This is a genomic window from Methylobacterium sp. 174MFSha1.1 (assembly GCF_900116815.1).
Classification (GTDB): Bacteria; Pseudomonadota; Alphaproteobacteria; order Rhizobiales; family Beijerinckiaceae; genus Methylobacterium.
The window spans coordinates 228,324-246,967 of record NZ_FPCB01000009.1; the positions used below are offsets into that span (position 1 = coordinate 228,324).

Sequence of the window (18,644 nt, forward strand, 5' to 3'; positions counted from 1 at the left end):
CCCGGCCCCACCCGTGACACCGGCGCCACAGGACCGCCCCACCCGCTCTGGTATGAGGGATGCCTCGCACATCCTCCCCCTGCCGCATCTCCCCAGAGCCCCGCATGATCGTCGTCGAGGACACCAAGGGTCCGAACGGGCCCAATCCCGTGCTGGCCGTGACAGGGCTCGCCCGCGAGGCGCGGCTCGCCGCGGGCCCCGGCGTGGCGACGGTGGGGGCCGGGGGCAATCCGGAGCGGTTGCGCGAGTTGCTGAAGGGGCGCGACGGCCCGGGCTGCCGGGCGGTGATGAGCATCGGCATCGCCGGCGGGCTCGATCCCGACCTCGTGCCGGGCGACGTCGTGGTGGCGACCGGCGTGGTGGCCGGCAGGCAGCGGATCGCCGCGCATCCGCAGGTCGTCGCGGCTTTGGCCCGGCGTCTGGCGGACGCGCCGGTGCGGGTGATCCAGGCCGATGTGGCGGGCGTGGAGGCGGCGGTTTTGTCGCCGCACGCCAAGGCGCTTCTGCGCGCCGAGACCGGCGCCGCGGTGGTCGACATGGAATCGCAGGTCGCGGCGGCCTTCGCCGAGGCGCACGGCCTGCCGTTCTGCGCGGTACGGGTGGTGTGCGACCCCGCCGACCGGGCCCTGCCGGCGGCGATCGCCAAGGCCCTCAAGCCGGACGGCGAGCCCGATATCCTCGCCGTCCTGGCGGCTCTGGCGCGTCGCTCGGCGAGCGTGGGCGGGCTGGTTCGCCTCGCCCGCGACTCGTCGGCGGCCTTCGCCGCGTTAGGCCGCTGTCGCGCGCTTCTTGGCGTCGGCCTTGGCGTCCCGGATCTCGGAGAGCTTCTGCGCGACGTTGCGTGAGAACACGAACTCGGCCGGGCGCTGGTTCTCGAGGGAGATCTCGGGAGCCATCTCGCCCTCGGTCTTGATCCCGCGCAGGGCGTAGATCACCGGCTTCCAGGGCTTCTTCACCGAATCGACCACCGAGGACGCCTCGTACCCGGAATGCACCATGCAGTCGGCGCACTTCTCGTAGTTGCCGGTGCCGTAGGCGTCCCAGTCCGTGGTCTCCATCAGCTCCTTGAAGGTCTTGGCGTAGCCCTCGCCGAGCAGGTAGCACGGCTTCTGCCAGCCGAAGACCGTCCGGGTCGGGTTGCCCCACGGGGTGCAATGGTAGGTCTGGTTGCCGGCCAGGAAGTCGAGGAACAGGCCCGACTGCTGGAAGGTCCACTTCTCGCGGCCCTTCTCCTTGCCGAGGCGGAACACGCCGCGGAACAGGTCCTTGGTCGCCCGGCGGTTGAGGAAGTGCTGCTGGTCGGGGGCGCGCTCGTAGGCGTAGCCGGGCGAGACGGTGATGCCGTCGATGCCCATCCGGGTCACGCTGTCGAAGAAGTCGGCGATCTTGTCGGCCGAGGAGTTGTTGAAGAAGGTGCAGTTGATCGTGACCCGGAAGCCCATCTCCTTGGCCTTCTGGATCGCCGCCACCGCCTTGTCGTAGACGCCGCGCTGGCACACCGACTGATCGTGCATCTCCTTGTCGCCATCGAGATGGATCGACCAGGTGAAGTACGGGCTCGGCTTGTATTGCGCGATCTTCTTCTCGAGGAGAAGCGCGTTGGTGCAGACGATCGCGAACTTCTTCTGGGCGATGATGCCCTCGACGATCTGCGGCAGGTCCTTGTGCAGCAGCGGCTCGCCGCCGGCGATGACCACGACGGGTGCACCGCACTCGCGGACCGACTCGAGTGCTTCGTCGACCGGCAGGCGCTTGTTGAGGATCTCGTCCGGATAGTCGATCTTGCCGCAGCCTGCGCAGGCGAGATTGCACCGGAACAACGGCTCCATCATCATGACAAGCGGGTAGCGCTTGCGGCCGGTGAGGTGCTGCTTGAGGATGTAGCCGCCGATCTTCGCGACGTACCGGAGAGGAATGCCCAAGACCAAGGCTCCTTGTGTCGTGGTTCGTGTCGAGTGCTGTGCCAAGCGGGCTGATTAGCCCGAAAAGTGGCGGATTTCCAGCAAGCTAGGTTCGAAAGGGTCCAGCCTGGACGCGGAAGCGCCTAACTGTGGCCCAAACTCGACGGGAGCGGGAAGTTCACGCTCTCGATAACGCCCGGAAGAGTAGAAATCCGCAGGGGGGTGCGACGCTGCAGCGCAGCAATCACCTCGGCGATGACCACCTCGGGGGTCGAGGCCCCGGCGGTCAGGCCGAGGATGCGCACGCCGTCGAGGGTGATTCGTTCCAGGTCCTCCGCTCCCTCGACGAGGTGGCTCGGCCGGCCTGCCTCGGCGGCGATCTCGCGCAGGCGGTTGCAGTTCGAGGAATTGCGCGCGCCGACCACCAGGATCGCGTCGGCGACCTCGGCCAGCGCCCGCACGGCGGCCTGGCGGTTCTGGGTCGCGTAGCAGATGTCCCGGGTCGAAGGCCCGACGAGGTCGGGGAAGCGCCGGGCCAGCACCGGCGATGATCGCCCGCGTGTCGTCGACGCTGAGCGTCGTCTGGGTGACGTAGGCGAGCTTCGTCTCGGCGGGCAGATCGAGGCGTTCCGCCTCCGCGACGCTGCCGACGAGGCGGACCGCGCCGTCGATCCGCCCGAGCGTGCCCTCGACCTCGGCGTGGCCGGCGTGGCCCACCAGGATCACGGTGCGCCCCTGGGCGGCGTAGAGTTGCCCTTGCTTGTGGACCTTGGCGACGAGCGGGCAGGTCGCGTCGATGACGGGCAGCCCCCGGCGCGCGGCCTCAGCCTCGACCGCCCGCGACACGCCGTGGGCCGAGAAGATCGTGGTCGCCCCGTCCGGCACCTCGCCGAGGCTCTCGACGAAGCGGGCGCCCTTGGCCTTCAGGTCGGCGACGACGCGGCCGTTATGGACGATCTCGTGGCGGACATAGACCGTGCGGTCCCCCTGGGCGAGCGCACGCTCGACGATGTCGACGGCCCGCACCACCCCGGCGCAGAAGCCCCTCGGCTGGGCCAGCACGAGGTCGAGCCCGTTCTCCCCCGTTCCCGCCACCTGTCCTCCGTCCCTCTCGCCGCGACCCCGGTCCGGGCTCGGCCCCGGCCGAAAGCCCTTTCCGCCCCGAGGTGTAGGGCGCCCGCCGCGACGGCGTAAAGCCGAGCCCTCGCGGCTCCTGTGGGCGACGGAGGCGGCCCGGCTCGGGGATCCGTTTCGGACCAATGCGTTGCATTCGGGCCTGCGGGTCATTACCTAGCGCGCCACGGACGGGCTCCTCCGAGCGTGGCCGTGACGCCGACGCACCCCGCGACCATGGGCGCCGCCGCCCCGCGCGCTACCTTGGTCCCGTCCGGTGCGGGCCTTGCACGGGACAAAGCCGTCCCGGCGGGGCCGTCGGGCCGATCATCAGGATTTTACCGGGCCGCCGCGTGGCCCGCGAGCTAGAGGCAGGCTTCGCATCGTGATCGAACGGCTCGTGGCGTTTTCCGTACACCGGCGCTGGCTCGTCCTCGTGGCGGCGCTGCTGCTCACCGTCGCGAGCGCCGTCACGGCGGCGCACCTCTTCCGGATCAACACCGACGTCGAGCGCCTGATCACGTCGGACGTGCCCTGGCGCCAGGACGAGATCCAATTCGAGAAGACCTTTCCGCAGCGCAGCAACCTCCTCGTCGCCGTCATCGACGGGCAGACGCCCGAACAGGCCGAGGAGGCGGCGAACCGCCTGACCCAGGCCCTGTCCTCGCGCAAGGACCTGCTGCCGGTGGTCTACCGGCCCGACGGCGGCCCGTTCTTCGACAAGAACGGCCTGCTCTTGATGCCCCAGAAGGACCTGGAGCAGACCACCGAGAAGCTGATCCAGCAGCAGGGCCTGCTCGGGCCGCTCGCCGCCGACCCGTCCTTGCGCGGCATCATGCAGGCGATGGTGATGGGGGCTCAGGGGGTGAAGGCCGGCCAGGCCAAGCCCGAGGACCTCGTCGGCCCGATGGGCCAGATGAAGGACGCGTTCGACCGCGTCCTCAAGGGCGAGCCGGCGCAGCTCTCGTGGCAGCTGCTGCTCGCCGGCGGCAAGGCGGAGCCGAGCGACCTGCGCCGCTTCGTCATCGCCCAGCCGGTGCTCGACTACGACGCCCTCCAGCCCGGCGAGAAGGCGACCCAGCTGATCCGCGAGACCGCCCGCAACCTCGGTCTGACCGAGGCCAACGGCGTGCGGGTGCGGCTCACCGGCCAGGTCGCGGTGGCCGACGACGAGTTCGCGACGCTGGCCGACGACGCCGGCCTGAACTACTCCGTCACCGGCGGCGCCATCGTGCTGTTCCTGTGGCTCGCCCTGCGCTCGGGCAGCCTCGTCGTCGCGGTGCTCATCACCACCTTCGCGGGCCTGATCGTCACCGCCGCCCTCGGCCTCCTGATGGTCGGGGAGCTGAACCCGATCTCGGTCGCCTTCGCGGCGTTGTTCGTCGGCCTCGGCATCGATTTCGGCATCCAGTTCGCCGTGCGCTACCGCGCCGACCGTTTCGCCGAGGCCAATCTCGAAGGGGCGATCCGCTCGGCGGCCCGCGGCGTCGGCTGGTCGCTGACGTTGGCGGCGGTGTCGCTGCTCGCCGGCTTCTTCTCGTTCCTGCCGACCGATTTCCGCGGCGTGTCCGAGCTCGGCCTGATCGCCGGCGTCGGCATGATCGTCGCCTATCTCGCCTCCCTCACCATGCTGCCGGCGCTGATCGCCGTGCTGCGGCCGCCGGGCGAGAAGCAGGAGGTCGGCACCGCCAGCATGGCCTCGGTCGACCACTGGATCCTCGCCAACCGCAAGCTGGTCCTGGTGCTCACCGGCCTCGTCACGGTGGCGGGCCTGCCGCTCCTCTACTGGCTGCCCTTCGATTCGAACCCGATGCACCTGCGCAGCGCGAAGGTGGAATCGGTCGCGACCTATCTCGACCTGACCAAGGACCCGAAGACCAGCCCCAACACCATCGACGTGGTGGTGCCAAACCGCGACGCCATCGCCCCGATGGTCAAGAAGCTGATGGCGCTGCCGAGCGTCGCCGGGGTGATCGACATCGACACCTTCGTGCCCGCCGACCAGGACCAGAAGCTCGCGACCATCGAGGACGCCGCGCAGGTTCTCGGCCCGGTGCTCAGCCCGCCCCGCGTGGCGCCGGCGCCGAACGACCGCGAGGTGGTGACGGCGATCCGCAACGCCGTAACGGCGTTGCGCGGCATCTCGCAGGGCGCCCAAGGGGCTAATGCCTCCGGGCCGCTCGCCACGATCCAGGGCTTCACCGACACCCTCGACCGCCTCGCCGGCGCCGAGCCGCCGGTGCGCGAGGCCGCCGCCAACGCGGTGGTGCCGAACCTCAAGGCGTTGCTCACCCGCCTGCGCAGCCTGCTCGCCCCGGCCAAGATCACCCTGGAGAACCTGCCGGCGCAGATCCGCTCCGACTGGATCGCCGCCGACGGCAAGGCCCGGATCGAGGTCCAGCCGAAGGGCAACTCGAACGACAACGCGGTGCTGCGGCGCTTCTCGAAGGAAGTGCTGAGCGTCGCCCCGCACGCCACCGGCGCGCCGGTCGCCACCACCCGGTCGAGCCACACCATCCTCGGCGCCTTCATCGAGGCGGGCCTGCTGGCGCTGCTCTCGATCTTCATCATCCTGTCGGTGGCCCTGCGCCGGCCCTGGGACGTCGCCATGGCCCTCGGCCCGCTGGTGCTCGCCACCCTGTGGACGCTGGAGGCGCTGTACCTGATCGGCATGCCGCTGAACTTCGCCAACATCATCGCGCTGCCGCTGATGCTGGCAGTGGGCGTGGCCTTCCACATCTACTACGTGATCGCCTGGCGGGCCGGCGTCGCCGACATGCTGGCCTCGAGCCTGACCCGGGCGATCTTCTTCTCGGCGCTCACCACGGGCACCGCCTTCGGCTCGCTGGTTCTGTCGAGCCACCCGGGCACCGCCAGCATGGGCAAGCTGCTCGCCCTGTCGCTGTTCTTCACTCTCGTCGCCGCGTTCTTCATCGTGCCGGCCTTCCTCGGCCCGCCCCCGAAGCAGAAGGCCAAGGACGGGGCGCCGGAGAACGCGGCCCGGCGGGATCCGCTGATCCCGGCCTGACGCCGGACGGAGTTCCGCGATCGAAAAAAACCCGCTCCTCGACCGAGGGGCGGGTTTTTTGCGACCGGCCGCCCCGCCTCGCCCCTTGCCGGGCCCGGAAAGGGCCGCGCGCTTTGTCGTTTCGGGATTAAAGTCGCCCAGCCCCGTTGCGGCGCAGCGAAGGCCCGTGCTAGGCCACGAATCATGATGCAGGATCGAGCCATACCGGTCTCGCGGCCCACGCCGCCGTAGCGCCCCGCTCTCCCGCGTCTTCTTCGCACGTCCATGTTCTCGTGCCCGTTTGCCCCGCGCGGCCGGCCGGTCTTGCGCGCCTCGTCGCGCCATCCTGAAAGCTCTCCTCATGAATCTCGTCCGCCTGCGGCGCGAATGGGCGCCCGACGTCACGCGCGAAATCCTGGCTGGCACCGTCGTGGCGCTCGCTCTCATCCCGGAGGCGATCGCGTTCTCGATCATCGCCGGGGTCGACCCGAAGGTCGGGCTCTACGCCTCGTTCTGCATCGCCGTCGTCACCGCCATCGCCGGCGGGCGACCGGCGATGATCTCGGCCGCCACCGGCGCGATGGCGCTGGTGATGACGAATCTGGTCAAGGATTACGGGCTCGGGCACCTCTTCGCCGCGACGATCCTGACCGGGCTGATCCAGATCGCCGCAGGCGCCTTCAAGCTCGGCAACCTGATGCGCTTCGTCTCGCGCTCGGTCGTCACCGGCTTCGTCAACGCGCTGGCGATCCTGATCTTCCTCGCGCAGATGCCGGAGCTGATCGGCCGCGGCCCGGTCGTCTACGCCATGACCGCCGCCGGCCTCGCGCTGATCTACGGCCTGCCGTATCTGACGAAGGCGGTGCCCTCGGCGCTCGTCACCATCGTGCTGCTCACCGCCGTCTCGATGATCGTCGGGCTGGACATCCGCACCGTCGGCGACATGGGGGCGCTGCCGAGCGAGCTGCCGACCTTTGCGCTCCCCTCCGTGCCCCTCACCCTCGAGACCCTGAGGATCATCCTGCCGTATTCGCTGACGCTCGCGATGGTCGGCCTGCTCGAGAGCCTGATGACCGCCGCGATCGTCGACGAGCGCACCGACACCACCTCGGACAAGAACCGCGAATGCGCCGGCCAGGGCCTCGCCAACGTCACCGCCGGCCTGTTCGGCGGCATGGCCGGCTGCGCGATGATCGGCCAGTCGGTGATCAATGTCTCGTCGGGCGGCCGCGGCCGGCTCTCGACCCTGTGGGCCGGCGCCTTCCTGCTGTTCCTGATCGTGGTGCTCGGCTCCTACGTCGCGCAGATCCCGATGGCAGCCCTCGTCGCGGTGATGATCATGGTGTCAATCAACACCTTCCAGTGGCGGTCGATCCGCACCCTCGTCACGCACCCGACCACGTCGAGCATCGTGATGCTCGGCACCGTGGCGGTGGTTGTCGCGACCCACGACCTCGCCAAGGGCGTGCTGTTCGGCGTTGTCCTGAGCGGGCTGTTCTTCGCCCACAAGGTCACCCGCTTCTTCGCCGTCACGTCGGCGCGCGAGGGCGGCACCCGCACCTACCGGATCACCGGGCAGATCTTCTTCGCCACGGCCGAGACCTTCCATGCCGGCTTCGACTTTCGCGAGGAGGATCTGACGGGCGTGGTGATCGACCTGACGCAGGCCCATTTCTGGGACCTCACCGCCGTCAACGCCCTCGACCGGGTGGTGCTGAAGTTCCGCCACCACGGCGTGCCGGTGGAGGTGACCGGACTCAACGCGGCCTCGGCGACCCTGGTCGACAAGCTCGGCACTCACGACAAGCCGGGGGCGGCGCTGGCGTCGGGGCATTGAGTGCTCGTCAGCATTGCTCCATCGGTCACGAAGACTCTCCGCGTCATCCCGGGGCTCGCCGCAGGCGAGAACCCGGGATCCATAACCGCTGAGGGTGCGGAACCAGGCGGATCGCATACCGCCTCATCTGGCATCGTCAGCGGCTATGGATCCCGGGTTCCGCTGCGCGGCCCCGGGATGACGCGGAGGGTTTGACGTCCTCCGGTGAATTTTGTGCGCCGCTTCAGAAGCGAGCCTCGATGCTGCAAATCTCGCCTCTACCCCGCCCGCGCTGTCGCCCCATGCACCATCGCGAGCACGCCGGCCCGCAGCAGATCGTACTTCGTCGGCAGGCCCGGCCCGGTCGGCAGCCGGCCGGCGGCGGAGAGCGTGGCGATGCCGTGGGAGAGCGCCCAGACCTCCAGGGCGATGAAGCGCGGATCGACCCCGGCGGAAAAACCGTCCGGAAAGGTGCTTTTCAGGGCCTCGACCAGAAGTCCGAAGGCGTCGCGGTCGCGCGGACCTTGCGCGGGCGTGCCGCCCGGCGGGCAGCCGTCGGGACCGGGCGGCCGGGCCTCGAAGATCGCCGCGTAGTAGCCGGGCTCCTCCTCGGCGAAGGTCAGGTAGGCCTCGCCCATGCGGGTGAAGCGCTCCAGCGGCGTGCCGGCGCCGCGCAGCGCCCGGGCGAGGCGGGCGGCGAGTTCGGTGAAGCCGCGCTCGGCCACCTCCTCCAGCAGCGCCTCGCGGCCGCGGAAATGGCGGTAGAGCGCCGCCGGCGAGACGCCGACGAGGCGCGCCGCGTCGACCAGGGTGAAACCGCCGATCCCGCGCTCCGCGATGAAGCGGCGCGCGGCCTCGATCAGGGCCTCCTTGAGGTTGCCGTGATGGTAGCCGCGCCGGTCGGACGGGCCGCTGCGCCAGGGTCGCACCGTGTCACTGTCTCTTCATCACGGGCCGGGATCGGCCGCCTGCACAGGCCATAGAGCATTTTTCCGCGAGGGGCAGGCTCAACCGGCGCGTCGCGCCAGATGGAAGCGCGGCACGTGGTCCGGCCGCACCGTGGTGGTCGCCACCGGCAGGATCGGCCGGTCGTCGTCGAGGGAGAGCCGGAAGTCGCGGGCGAGCCGGGCCAGCACCAGCGTCGCCTCGGCGAGCGCGAGCTGCGCGCCGATGCAGATCCGGGGGCCGGCGCCGAACGGCAGGTAGACGAAGCGGTCGGGTTCCGGACGGTCGAGGAAGCGCGCCGGCTCGAAGGCCTCCGGCCGGTCCCACCAGCGCGGGTTGCGGTGAAGCACCCAGGTCGGGATCATCACGATGCTGCCGGCCGGGATCTCAGCGCCTTCGACCACGCTCGCCCGCGCGGCGCGCCGGGCGATGACGTAGACCGGAGGATAGAGCCGCAGGGTCTCCTGCGCTACCGCCTTCGCCAGCCGCAAGGAGGGCAGCGCCCCGGCGACACCCGTCTCGGACAGGTCGAGCCCGGCGGCTTCCCCGGCCAGCGCGTCCTGAAGCCCCGGTTCGCGGGCGAGCAGCGTGCAGGCCCAGAACAGGGTCGAGGCGGTGGTCTCGTGGCCGGCGACGATCAGGGTGCCGACCTCGTCGGGCAGCAGCCCGCCGGGCGCATCGCCATGGGCCTCGATCAGGAGGTCGAACAGGTCCCGCGGCGCTCCGCCCGCGTCTTGCTGCCGCCGCGCCTCCAGCACCGCCCGCACCAGCCGGAGCCAGCGGCGGCGAAACAGCGCCCGGCGCGGGCTCGACGGGGTCGGCCAGCCCGGCGGCAGCAGGAAATCGGCCACGGTCGGCTTGCCCAGCCGGTCGAGATAGCCCGAGACCAGCGCCCGGATCTCGGCGCCGAGCGCCCCGGTCTCCAGCGAGAACATCGACGTTGTGGCGATGTCGAGGGCGACGCGCTGCATCTCGCTCCGCAGATCGGCCGGAGCGCCGAGACCGGCTTCCAGGCGGCGGCAGGATTCCTCCGCGCTGCGGGCGACGAAGCGCAGCATCATCGGCAGGGTGCGGGGCGTGAAGGCGGGAGCCAGCACCTTGCGCTGGTGGCGCCAGGCCTCGCCGTCGGCGAGCACCAGGCCGCGCCCGGCGATCGGCCCGATCACCCGCCGGCCGGCGGGCAGGCGCACGAAATCCTCGGTGCCGGTGAGCAGGACCTGCCTGGCCCCGGCCGGGGTCGAGAGCAGCACCATCCGCCCACCCCCGGGCAGCGGGATCGGCACCGCCGGCGCGTCGAGGCAGGCGCGGGGAAACGCCTCCAGGGTGTTGCGCCGGAAGGCGCCGAGGAGCCCGAGCCAGCCGACCCGCTCGGCGAGCGGCGGTGCCGGCGGCACGTAGCCGGGCGCCGCCAGGGAGAAGGGAGCCTCGGACAAGGGGGTAAAGTCTCCGGTGGCGCCCGAACGGCGTGTCCGCGGGGTTTTAAGCGAGCCGCTCCGCTTCCGCCACGCCGAGATGGCGCGCCACCATCCGGCCGATCTCCGGAAAGCCCAGTGGCCCGAGGGGGCCGGGGGTGACGCCGGGCCCGAAGGCGATCACCGGCACCTGCTCGCGGGTGTGGTCGGTGCCGCGCCAGGTCGGGTCGTTGCCGTGATCGGCGGTGACGAGGCAGAGGTCGCCGGGCCTCAACGCCGCACGGATCTCCGGCACCCTGGCGTCGAAGCGCTCGAGCGCCGCGGCGTAGCCCGGCACGTCGCGGCGATGGCCGTACTCGGTGTCGAACTCGACGAGGTTGGCGAAGACCAGACTGCCCTCGGGCAGGTCGGCGAGAGCGTCGAGGGCGGCGGTGAGGCAGGCATCGTTGCCGCCGGGCTTGATCTCGCGGCCGGTCGCCCGGTGGGCGAAGATGTCGCCGATCTTGCCGACGCTCACCACCGGACGGCTGGCGGCGGTCAGGCGGTCGAGGAGCGTGTCGGCTGGCGGCGGCACGGCGTAGTCGCGCCGGTTCGCGGTACGGGTGAAGCCCGAGATTTCGTCGCCGGTGAACGGTCGGGCGATCACCCGGCCGATCCGGTAGGGGTCGCAGAGCCGGCGGGCGATGGCGCAGAGGGCGTAGAGACGGTCGAGCCCGAACGCTTCCTCGTGGGCGGCGATCTGGAACACGCTGTCGACGGAGGTGTAGCAGATCGGCTTGCCCGTCCGGACGTGCTCCGCGCCCAATTCCTCGATGATCGCGGTACCGGAGGCGTGGCAATCGCCGAGGATGCCCGGCAGCCCGCCGTCTTGGGCCAGGGCCCTGGTCAGCTCGGCTGGGAAGGACGGCCGCGTCGCCGGGAAATGGCCCCAGGCAAAGTCCACCGGCACCCCGGCGATCTCCCAATGACCCGAGACCGTGTCCTTGCCTTGCGCGCGCTCGACCGCGTGGCCCCACGCGCCCTCGACCGGCCCGGCGGGAGCGAGGCCGGGCGGCATCCGGCCGCTCGCGGCTTGCGCCGCGAGGCCCAAGCCCAGATCAGCGAGGTGTGGCAGGCGCAGAGGACCTGTCCGGAGGCCCGCCCGGTCGCCGCTTCCCTGGGCGCAGGCCTCGGCGATGTGGCCGAGCGTGTCGGCGCCCGCATCGCCGAACGCCGCTGCGTCGGGCGCGCCCCCGATGCCGACCGAATCGAGCACGATGAGGAGCGCCCGGCTCATTCGCGCACCGCCCCGACGGGGGCCGCCGTCAGGTCGAAGGCGGCGGAGAACAGGGCGCGGGTATACGCGGTGCGGGGCGCGGAAAAGATCTCCTCGGCCGCACCCTCCTCCACCACTTGGCCGCCCTGCATCACCATCACGCGGTTGGCGAGCGCGCGGACCACCTTGAGGTCGTGGCTGATGAACAGGTAGCCGAGGCCGCGCCGGGCTTGCAGCTCGCGCAAGAGTTCGACGATCTGGGCCTGGACCGACATGTCGAGGGCCGAGGTCGGCTCGTCGAGGACGACGAAGCGCGGATCGAGCGCCATGGCCCGGGCGATGGCGATGCGCTGGCGCTGGCCGCCGGAGAATTCGTGCGGATAGCGATCCATCGCCGCCGGATCGAGCCCGACATCGTCGAGCGCCCGGGCGACGATTTCGCGGCGCTCGGCGTCGCTGCGGCCTTTTCCCTGAACCTCCAGCCCCTCAGCGACGATCTCGGCCACCGACATCCGGGGCGAGAGCGAGCCGTAGGGATCCTGGAACACCACCTGCATCTCGCGCCGCAGGGGCCGCATGGCGCGGGACGACAGGCCGTCGATGCGCCGGCCGAGATAGACCACCGGTCCCTCCGAGGCGGTGAGCCGCAGGATCGCCAAGCCCAAAGTGGTCTTGCCCGAGCCCGACTCCCCCACAACCCCGACGGTCTCGCCCTCGCGCACGCTCAACCGCACTCCGTCCACCGCCTTGACGTGGCCGGTGATGCGCCGGAGGAGCCCGGTCTTGATCGGGAAATGCACCTTGATCGGCCCGGCCTCGACCAGGATCGGGGCGCCGTCCGGGACCGGGTTGCCGCGGCCCCGCGGCTCGGCGGCGAGCAGGCGCTTCGTGTAGTCGTGCTGCGGATCGGAGAAAACCTCGGCGACCGGGCCCGTCTCGACGATGCGGCCCTGGAGCATCACGCAGACCCGGTCGGCGACGCGGCGCACGATGCCGAGATCGTGGGTGATGAACAGCATCGCCATGCCGAGGCGCGATTTCAGGTCGGCGAGCAGTGCCAGGATCTGGGCCTGCACGGTGACGTCGAGGGCCGTGGTCGGCTCGTCGGCCACCAGCAGATCGGGCTCGCAGGCGAGCGCCATGGCGATCATCACCCGCTGGCGCTGCCCGCCCGACAATTCGTGCGGATAGGCGCCGAGGCGCCGTTCCGCGTCGCGGATGCCGACGAGGTTCAGGAGTTCCAGGGTGCGGGCGCGGGCCGCCTCGCCGCTCATCCCTTTATGCAACCGCAGCACCTCGCCGACCTGCTCGGCGATGCGGTGCAGCGGGTTGAGCGAGGTCATCGGCTCCTGGAACACCATGGTGATGTCGGCGCCGCGCACCGCGCGCATCTCCGGTTCGGTGAGGGTCGTGAGGTCGCGGCCCTTGAACAGGATCCGCCCCTCCGGCGTCGCGCCGTCGACGAGGCGCAGGATCGACAAAGCCGTCACCGACTTGCCGGAGCCCGACTCGCCGACGAGGGCCACGGTCTCGCCCGGCGCGATGGCGAAGGAGACGCGATCGACGGCGCGGGTCTCCCGCCCGCCCTGGCGGAAGGCGACGGAGAGGTCCTGGACGGAGAGGAGCGGGTCGGTCATCGGCTCATGGGTCGGGCGACGGGCGGCGTGGAGCCGAGCGACCGATGTAGGCCATTCCCCGGCGGCCGGGAACCGGCGCCTCGCCGCGGGGGCAATCCAGACAAATGGCAAGCGCCGGTTTCCCCTCCCCCCGCGAGCGCTAGGGCTGTCCGGGGAAAAGGAAGGGCGCGGATGATCCCCTCTCCCCGCGGGCGGGGAGAGGGCTGTGTTCCCGTTCAGGGAACGCAGCAAGCGGAGGCGAAAGCCGCAGCGAGGGTGAGGGGGTCTCGACGAGTGAGGCTCCTCCGGAAACACCCCCTCACCCCCGCCCTGCGGGCTCCCTGAGCCCCTTCGGAGCTCAGGCCTCTCCCCGCGAGAAGTCGGGCTTGCCCGACTTCGTCCGCAGCTTGCGGATCCCGGGCTTGCCCGGGATCTGTCGGGGAGAGGAGAATATCCGCACCACATCTTTTCCCCGGACAGCCCTGCCGCCCGCGGAGGGAGGAGAAGACCTGCGCTTTCTCGTGATCCGGACAGCCCTGCGACGCGGCGAGCGACGCCCCTCTCACTCATCCACCCGCGGCGCCTGGCCGCTGTCGATCGGCAGCGGCCGGAACTGTTTCAGTTCCTCGCCACTCGGCAGGCTGCGCGTATCCCAGCCGCCGCCGATCGCGCCGATCAGCGACACCGCGTTGGTGAAGCGGCTGAGGCGGACCTGCAGCGCCGTGACCTCGTTGTTGAGCTCCAGCGCCTGGGCGGTGACGACGGTGGTGTAGTTCTGGGTGCCGGCGCGGTACTCGTTCAGCGCGATCTCGACCGCCCGGCGCGACGATTGCACCGCCAGTTCCTGCGCCGCCTGCTGGCGGGCGAGGATGCGCTGGCCGGCGAGACCGTTCTCGACCTGCATGAAGGCGGTGAGCACCGTCTGGCGGTAATTGGCGACCGCCGCATCGTAGGCCGCCTCGACGGCCTGGAGGGCGGCCGTGCGGGCGCCGCCGTCGAACAGCACCTGGGAGCCCGAGGCCGCCACCGACCAGAACGAGTTGGCGGCGGCAAAGAAGTTGCGCGCCGGATCGCCCGCGATGCCGCCGCTCGCCGACAGGGTCACGGTCGGGAAGAACGCCGCCACGGCGACGCCGATCTGGGCGCTCTGCGACTGCACGGTCCGCTCGGCGAGCGCGATGTCCGGCCGGCGCTCCAGCAGGTCGGAGGGCAGGCTGACCGGCACCGCGGGCGGGCGCGCGGGCAGGCTGCCGCGGGCGAGCGACACCTCGGAGGGCGGGCGGCCGATCAGCGTCGCGATCGCGTGCTCCAGGTTCGCCCGCTGCAGGCCGACCGCGATGGCGTTGGCCTGGGTGGTCTGGAGCTGGGTCTGGGCGGTGATGACGTCGGAGCGGGCGGCGACGCCGGCATTGTACTGGTTCTGGGTGATGTCGAGCGAGCGCTGATAGGCCCGGGCGGTGCGCTCGAGCAGGCTCTGGAGCGATTCCTGGTAGCGCAGCTGGTAATAGGCGGTGGCGAGCTGCGTCTGGAGCGCGAGACGCACGGATGCGATGTCGGCGGCGCTCGCCTGGGCGGCGGCGACGTCGCTCTCGATCAGGCGGCGGATGCGCCCGAACAGGTCGAGTTCCCAGGTCGCCGAGCCCTGGAGCGTCAGGGTGGTGCGCTCGATCCCGCCGGTGCTGGACCGGGCGATCGAGGGCGCGCCGAGCGCCGTCGGGAAGAGCTGGGCGCGGGCCTCCTGCACCAGGGCGCGGGCCTGCCGGTAGGCGGCGACCTGGGCGCGCAGGCTCTGGTTGTCGACGTCGATTAGGCGGATCAGCCGGTCGAGGGCGGGTTCGCGAAACACCCGCCACCAGTCGCCGCGCTCCGCCTCGTCGAGGGGCCGCACCGGCCGCCAGTTGCGCGGCGGCATCGGCCGGGCGCCGCCCTCCTTGAAGGCGGGGGGCGTCTCGACGGTGGGCCGGGCATAGTCGGGGCCGACGAGGCAGCCGGCGAGAGCAAGGGGAAGCAGGATCGCTGCGGCGATGTGCGGGGCGCCACCGCCGACCCTCCCCCCTCTGCGGGGGAGGGTGGCCTGCGGAGCAGGCCGGGAGAGGGGCAGCGCGACGCCGATCCAGGGGGCGCCCTTCAGACAGGCTCCGCCATATTCGGAAGCGGGGTTCCCCTCTCCCGCCCCACTGCGTGGGGCACCCTCCCCCGCCGAGGGGGGAGGGTTCGGATGCGCGTCGCCGTCCGGCATCATTCGATCATCGAGAAGAATCATTCGGCCGGCAGCGCCCGCGTGGCGGAGCCCCGGCGGCGGCCGACCCAGAGCCGGAACCGGTCGAGGTACAGGTAGACGACGGGGGTGGTGTAGAGGGTCAGGACCTGGCTCACGATGAGGCCGCCGACGATGGCGATGCCGAGGGGACGGCGCAGCTCGGAGCCCTCGCCGCCGTCGAGAATCAGCGGCAAAGCTCCGAGCAGTGCGGCCAGGGTTGTCATCATGATCGGCCGGAAGCGCAAGAGGCAGGCCTCGCGGATCGACTCCCGCGGGCTCAGGGACCGGGTGCGCTCGGCGTCGAGGGCGAAGTCGATCATCATGATCGCGTTCTTCTTCACGATGCCGATGAGCAGGATGACGGCGATGAGCGCGATCACCCCGAACTCCTCCCCGGCCAGCATCAGCGCCAGGATCGCCCCGATGCCGGCGGACGGCAGCGTCGACAGGATGGTCAGCGGGTGGACCCAGCTCTCGTAGAGGATGCCGAGCACGGCGTAGACGGCGAGCAGGGCCGCCAGGATCAGCAGCGGCTGGCGCGAGGACGAGGACTGGAAGCTTTTGGCCGCGCCGGCGAACTCGCCGTGGATGGTGGCGGGCATCCGCAGGTCGCGCATGTGGCCGTCGATCGCCGCGGTGGCGTCGCTCAGGCTCTTGCCGGGCGCGAGGTTGAACGACAGCGTGGTCGCGACGAACAGGCCCTGGTGGCTGACCTGGACCGGGGTCGAGCCGGCCTCGAAGCTGGCGAAGGCGGAGAGCGGCACCATCGTCTCCTTGGCGCTGCTGACCGCGGCGCTCGACGAGGCGCTGGAGCGCCCGGCCGAGGCGATGGAGTTCGTCGCGGCGTTGCGGGCCGAATCGGTCGCGACCTGGGCGGCGGCGGTGGTCGCATCGGTCGTCGCGGTGGCGGCGCTCGTCACGGTGCCGGCGACCGCGTTGGAGGTGGCCGAGCCGCGGGCCCGGGCGCCCGAGGTCGAGACGTAGATGAGCTTCAGGGTCTCGGGGTTGTCGAGGTAGCGCGGCGCGATCTCCATCACGACGTGGTACTGGTTCAGCGGGTTGTAGATCGTCGAGACCTGGCGCTGGCCGAAGGCGTCGTAGAGGGTGTTGTCGATCTGGTCCGGGGTCAGGCCGTAGCGGAAGGCGGTGGGCCGGTCGATGACGAGGCGCGTCTCCAGCCCCCCCTGCTGCTGGTCGGAGGTGACGTCGGTGAAGGTCGGATCCTTCTGCAGGGCCTCCAGCAGCTTCGGGGTCCAGGTGTAGAGGTCCTCGCTGGTGTCGCCCTGCAGGGTGTACTGGTACTGCGAGAAGCTCTGGCGCCCGCCGACCATGAAGTCCTGGCGCGGGAACAGGTAGAGCCGGGCGCCCGGGATGCCCGACAGCTTCGGCCGCAAGCGGCCCATCACCTCGCTGATCGGGTCGCGCTGCCCGAGGGGCTTGAGGCCCACGAACACGCTGGCCGAGTTGGTGCCGCGCCCGCCGGTGAAGCCGACCACGCTCTCGACCGCCGGATCGGCCTGGACGATCGCGGCGGCGCGGCGGAGCTTCGCGCTCATCGCCTGGAACGAGATGCGCTGGTCGGCCTGGATGCCGCCGATCATCTGGCCGGTATCCTGCTGGGGAAAGAACCCTTTCGGCACGATCACGTAGAGGTAGACGTTGAGCACCACCGCCGCGAGCAGCACCAGCATCACGGTCACGCCGTGGCGCAGTGCCCAGTCGAGGGTGACGCGGTAGCCCGACAGGAGCCCGGTGAACGCGCCTTCGAGGATCCGCGCCAGGAGGTTGGGCCGCACGCCGTGGACCTCCGGTTTCAGGAACCGGGCGCACATCATCGGCGTGGTGGTGAGCGAGACGACGAGCGAGATCAGGATCGCCAGCGACAGGACGACGGCGAATTCCTGGAAGAAGCGCCCGATGATGCCGCCCGCCAGCAGGATCGGCAGGAACACCGCGATGAGCGACAGGCTCATCGACAGCACCGTGAACCCGACCTCGCGGGCACCCAGCAACGCCGCCTCGACCCGCGAGCGCCCGTCCTCGATGTGGCGCTGGATGTTCTCCAGCACCACGATCGCGTCGTCGACGACGAAGCCGGCGGCGATGATGAGGGCCATCAGCGAGATGTTGTCGAGGCTGTAGTCGCACAGCCACATCGCCGCGAAGGTGCCCACCAACGAGATCGGCACCGCGACGGCGGGGATCAGGGTGGCGCGGGCGGAGCGCAGGAAGCCGAACACCACCAGGATCACGAGGCCGACCGAGATGATCAGCGTGCGCTCGGCCTCGGCCAGGGACGCCCGGATGGTGAGCGAGCGGTCGCCGGTGACGATGAGCTCGGTGTCACCGGGAAGCGCCGCCTTGAGCTGCGGCAGCGCCTCCTTCAGCCGGTCGATCGTCTCGACGACGTTGCCGCCGGGCTGCTTGTAGACGATCAGGAGCACGCCGCGCTGGCCGTTGACGAGGCCGAGGTTGCGCCGGTCCTCGACGCCGTCGACCACCTGCCCGACGTCGCGCAGGCGCACGCCGGCGCCGTTGCGGTAGGCCACGACGATGTCCCGGTAGTCGGCGGCCTTGCGGCCCTGGTCGTTGGCGTAGAGCTGGTAGCGCCGCTCGCCGGCCTCGATCGCGCCTTTCGGCGAGTTGGCGTTGGCGCTGGCGAGCGCCGCGCGGATGCCTTCGAGCCCGATGCCGTAATTGAACAGGGCGTGCGGATCGAGCTCGACCCGCACCGCCGGCAGCGACGAGCCGCCGATGTCGACGTTGCCGATGCCCTCCAGCTGCGACAGCTTCTGGGCGAGCACGGTCGCGGCGGAATCGTAGAGCGTGCCGGGGCTCAGCGTCTTCGAGGTGAGGCCGAGGATCAGGATCGGCGCGTCGGCCGGGTTGAACTTGCGGTACGTGGGGTTCTGGCGGAGCGCCGTCGGCAGGTCGGCCCGCGCGGCGTTGATCGCCGCCTGCACGTCGCGGGCGGCGCCGTTGATGTCCCGGTCGAGCCCGAATTGCAGCACGATCCGGGTCGAGCCGACCGAGCTCGTCGAGGTCATCTGGTCGACGTCGGCGATCTGGCCCAGCCGCCGTTCGAGCGGCGCGGCGACGGTGGTCGCCATGGTGTCGGGGCTGGCGCCGGGCATCTGCGCCTGGACCAGGATGGTCGGGAAGTCGATCTGCGGCAGCGGCGCCACCGGCAGCCGCACGAAGGCGAACAGCCCGGCGAGCAGCACGCCCAGGGTGAGGAGCGTGGTCGCGACCGGGCGCAGGATGAAGGGGGCGGAGAGGTTCACGGGTGGGCCCCGGGCACGCCGCCCTGAACCCTCCC

The 18,644-nt window shown here is 71.0% G+C and carries 10 protein-coding genes and 1 pseudogene; 3 read left to right on the top strand and 8 right to left on the bottom strand.

Annotated features, from left to right (window positions below; genetic code table 11):
* Window positions 1-104: 104 nt before the first annotated feature.
* Window positions 105-845: a phosphorylase gene (locus BM430_RS08755; protein ID WP_093566853.1), complete on the top strand. Its 741-nt coding sequence runs from the start codon at window positions 105-107 to the stop codon at window positions 843-845.
* Here BM430_RS08755 and hpnH read toward each other — a convergent pair.
* Both hpnH and ispH read right to left on the bottom strand, forming a co-directional pair.
* Entirely contained in the window at window positions 768-1,922 is a 1,155-nt protein-coding gene (gene hpnH / locus BM430_RS08760; RefSeq protein WP_048449925.1) for an adenosyl-hopene transferase HpnH, read from the bottom strand. The genes BM430_RS08755 and hpnH overlap by 78 nt on opposite strands.
* A 122-nt stretch (window positions 1,923-2,044) precedes the next feature.
* A pseudogene (ispH, locus tag BM430_RS08765) lies at window positions 2,045-2,996 on the bottom strand (4-hydroxy-3-methylbut-2-enyl diphosphate reductase).
* 403 nt (window positions 2,997-3,399) lie between these two features.
* Here ispH and BM430_RS08770 point away from each other — a divergent pair.
* Window positions 3,400-6,042, top strand: a complete 2,643-nt coding sequence (locus BM430_RS08770; protein ID WP_093566854.1) for an MMPL family transporter — start codon at window positions 3,400-3,402, stop codon at window positions 6,040-6,042.
* Between the two features lie 340 nt (window positions 6,043-6,382).
* On the top strand, window positions 6,383-7,858 hold the full coding sequence (locus BM430_RS08775; protein ID WP_093566855.1) for a SulP family inorganic anion transporter: 1,476 nt from the start codon (window positions 6,383-6,385) through the stop codon (window positions 7,856-7,858).
* 257 nt (window positions 7,859-8,115) lie between these two features.
* On the opposite strand, the gene BM430_RS08780 is transcribed toward BM430_RS08775, so the two are convergent.
* The 6 genes from BM430_RS08780 to BM430_RS08805 form a co-directional block, all read right to left on the bottom strand.
* Window positions 8,116-8,766: a TetR/AcrR family transcriptional regulator gene (locus tag BM430_RS08780; RefSeq protein WP_093566856.1), complete on the bottom strand. Its 651-nt coding sequence runs from the start codon at window positions 8,764-8,766 to the stop codon at window positions 8,116-8,118.
* A 78-nt stretch (window positions 8,767-8,844) separates the two neighbouring features.
* Window positions 8,845-10,215 carry a cytochrome P450 gene (locus BM430_RS08785; RefSeq protein WP_244539387.1) on the bottom strand — a complete coding sequence of 457 codons (1,371 nt, stop codon included), beginning with the start codon at window positions 10,213-10,215 and terminating at the stop codon, window positions 8,845-8,847.
* 46 nt (window positions 10,216-10,261) lie between these two features.
* The gene (locus BM430_RS08790) at window positions 10,262-11,470 is read right to left on the bottom strand and encodes a phosphopentomutase (RefSeq protein WP_093566857.1); all 1,209 of its coding nucleotides are present in this window, start codon (window positions 11,468-11,470) and stop codon (window positions 10,262-10,264) included.
* Window positions 11,467-13,086: an ABC transporter ATP-binding protein gene (locus BM430_RS08795; RefSeq protein WP_093566858.1), complete on the bottom strand. Its 1,620-nt coding sequence runs from the start codon at window positions 13,084-13,086 to the stop codon at window positions 11,467-11,469. Before BM430_RS08795 ends, BM430_RS08790 begins: the two co-directional genes overlap by 4 nt.
* 541 nt (window positions 13,087-13,627) lie before the next feature.
* Window positions 13,628-15,091 (bottom strand): efflux transporter outer membrane subunit, encoded by a 1,464-nt coding sequence (locus tag BM430_RS08800; protein WP_093566901.1) that lies wholly within the window; start codon window positions 15,089-15,091, stop codon window positions 13,628-13,630.
* Between the two features lie 233 nt (window positions 15,092-15,324).
* On the bottom strand, window positions 15,325-18,609 hold the full coding sequence (locus BM430_RS08805; protein WP_093566859.1) for an efflux RND transporter permease subunit: 3,285 nt from the start codon (window positions 18,607-18,609) through the stop codon (window positions 15,325-15,327).
* Between the last annotated feature and the right edge of the window lie 35 nt (window positions 18,610-18,644).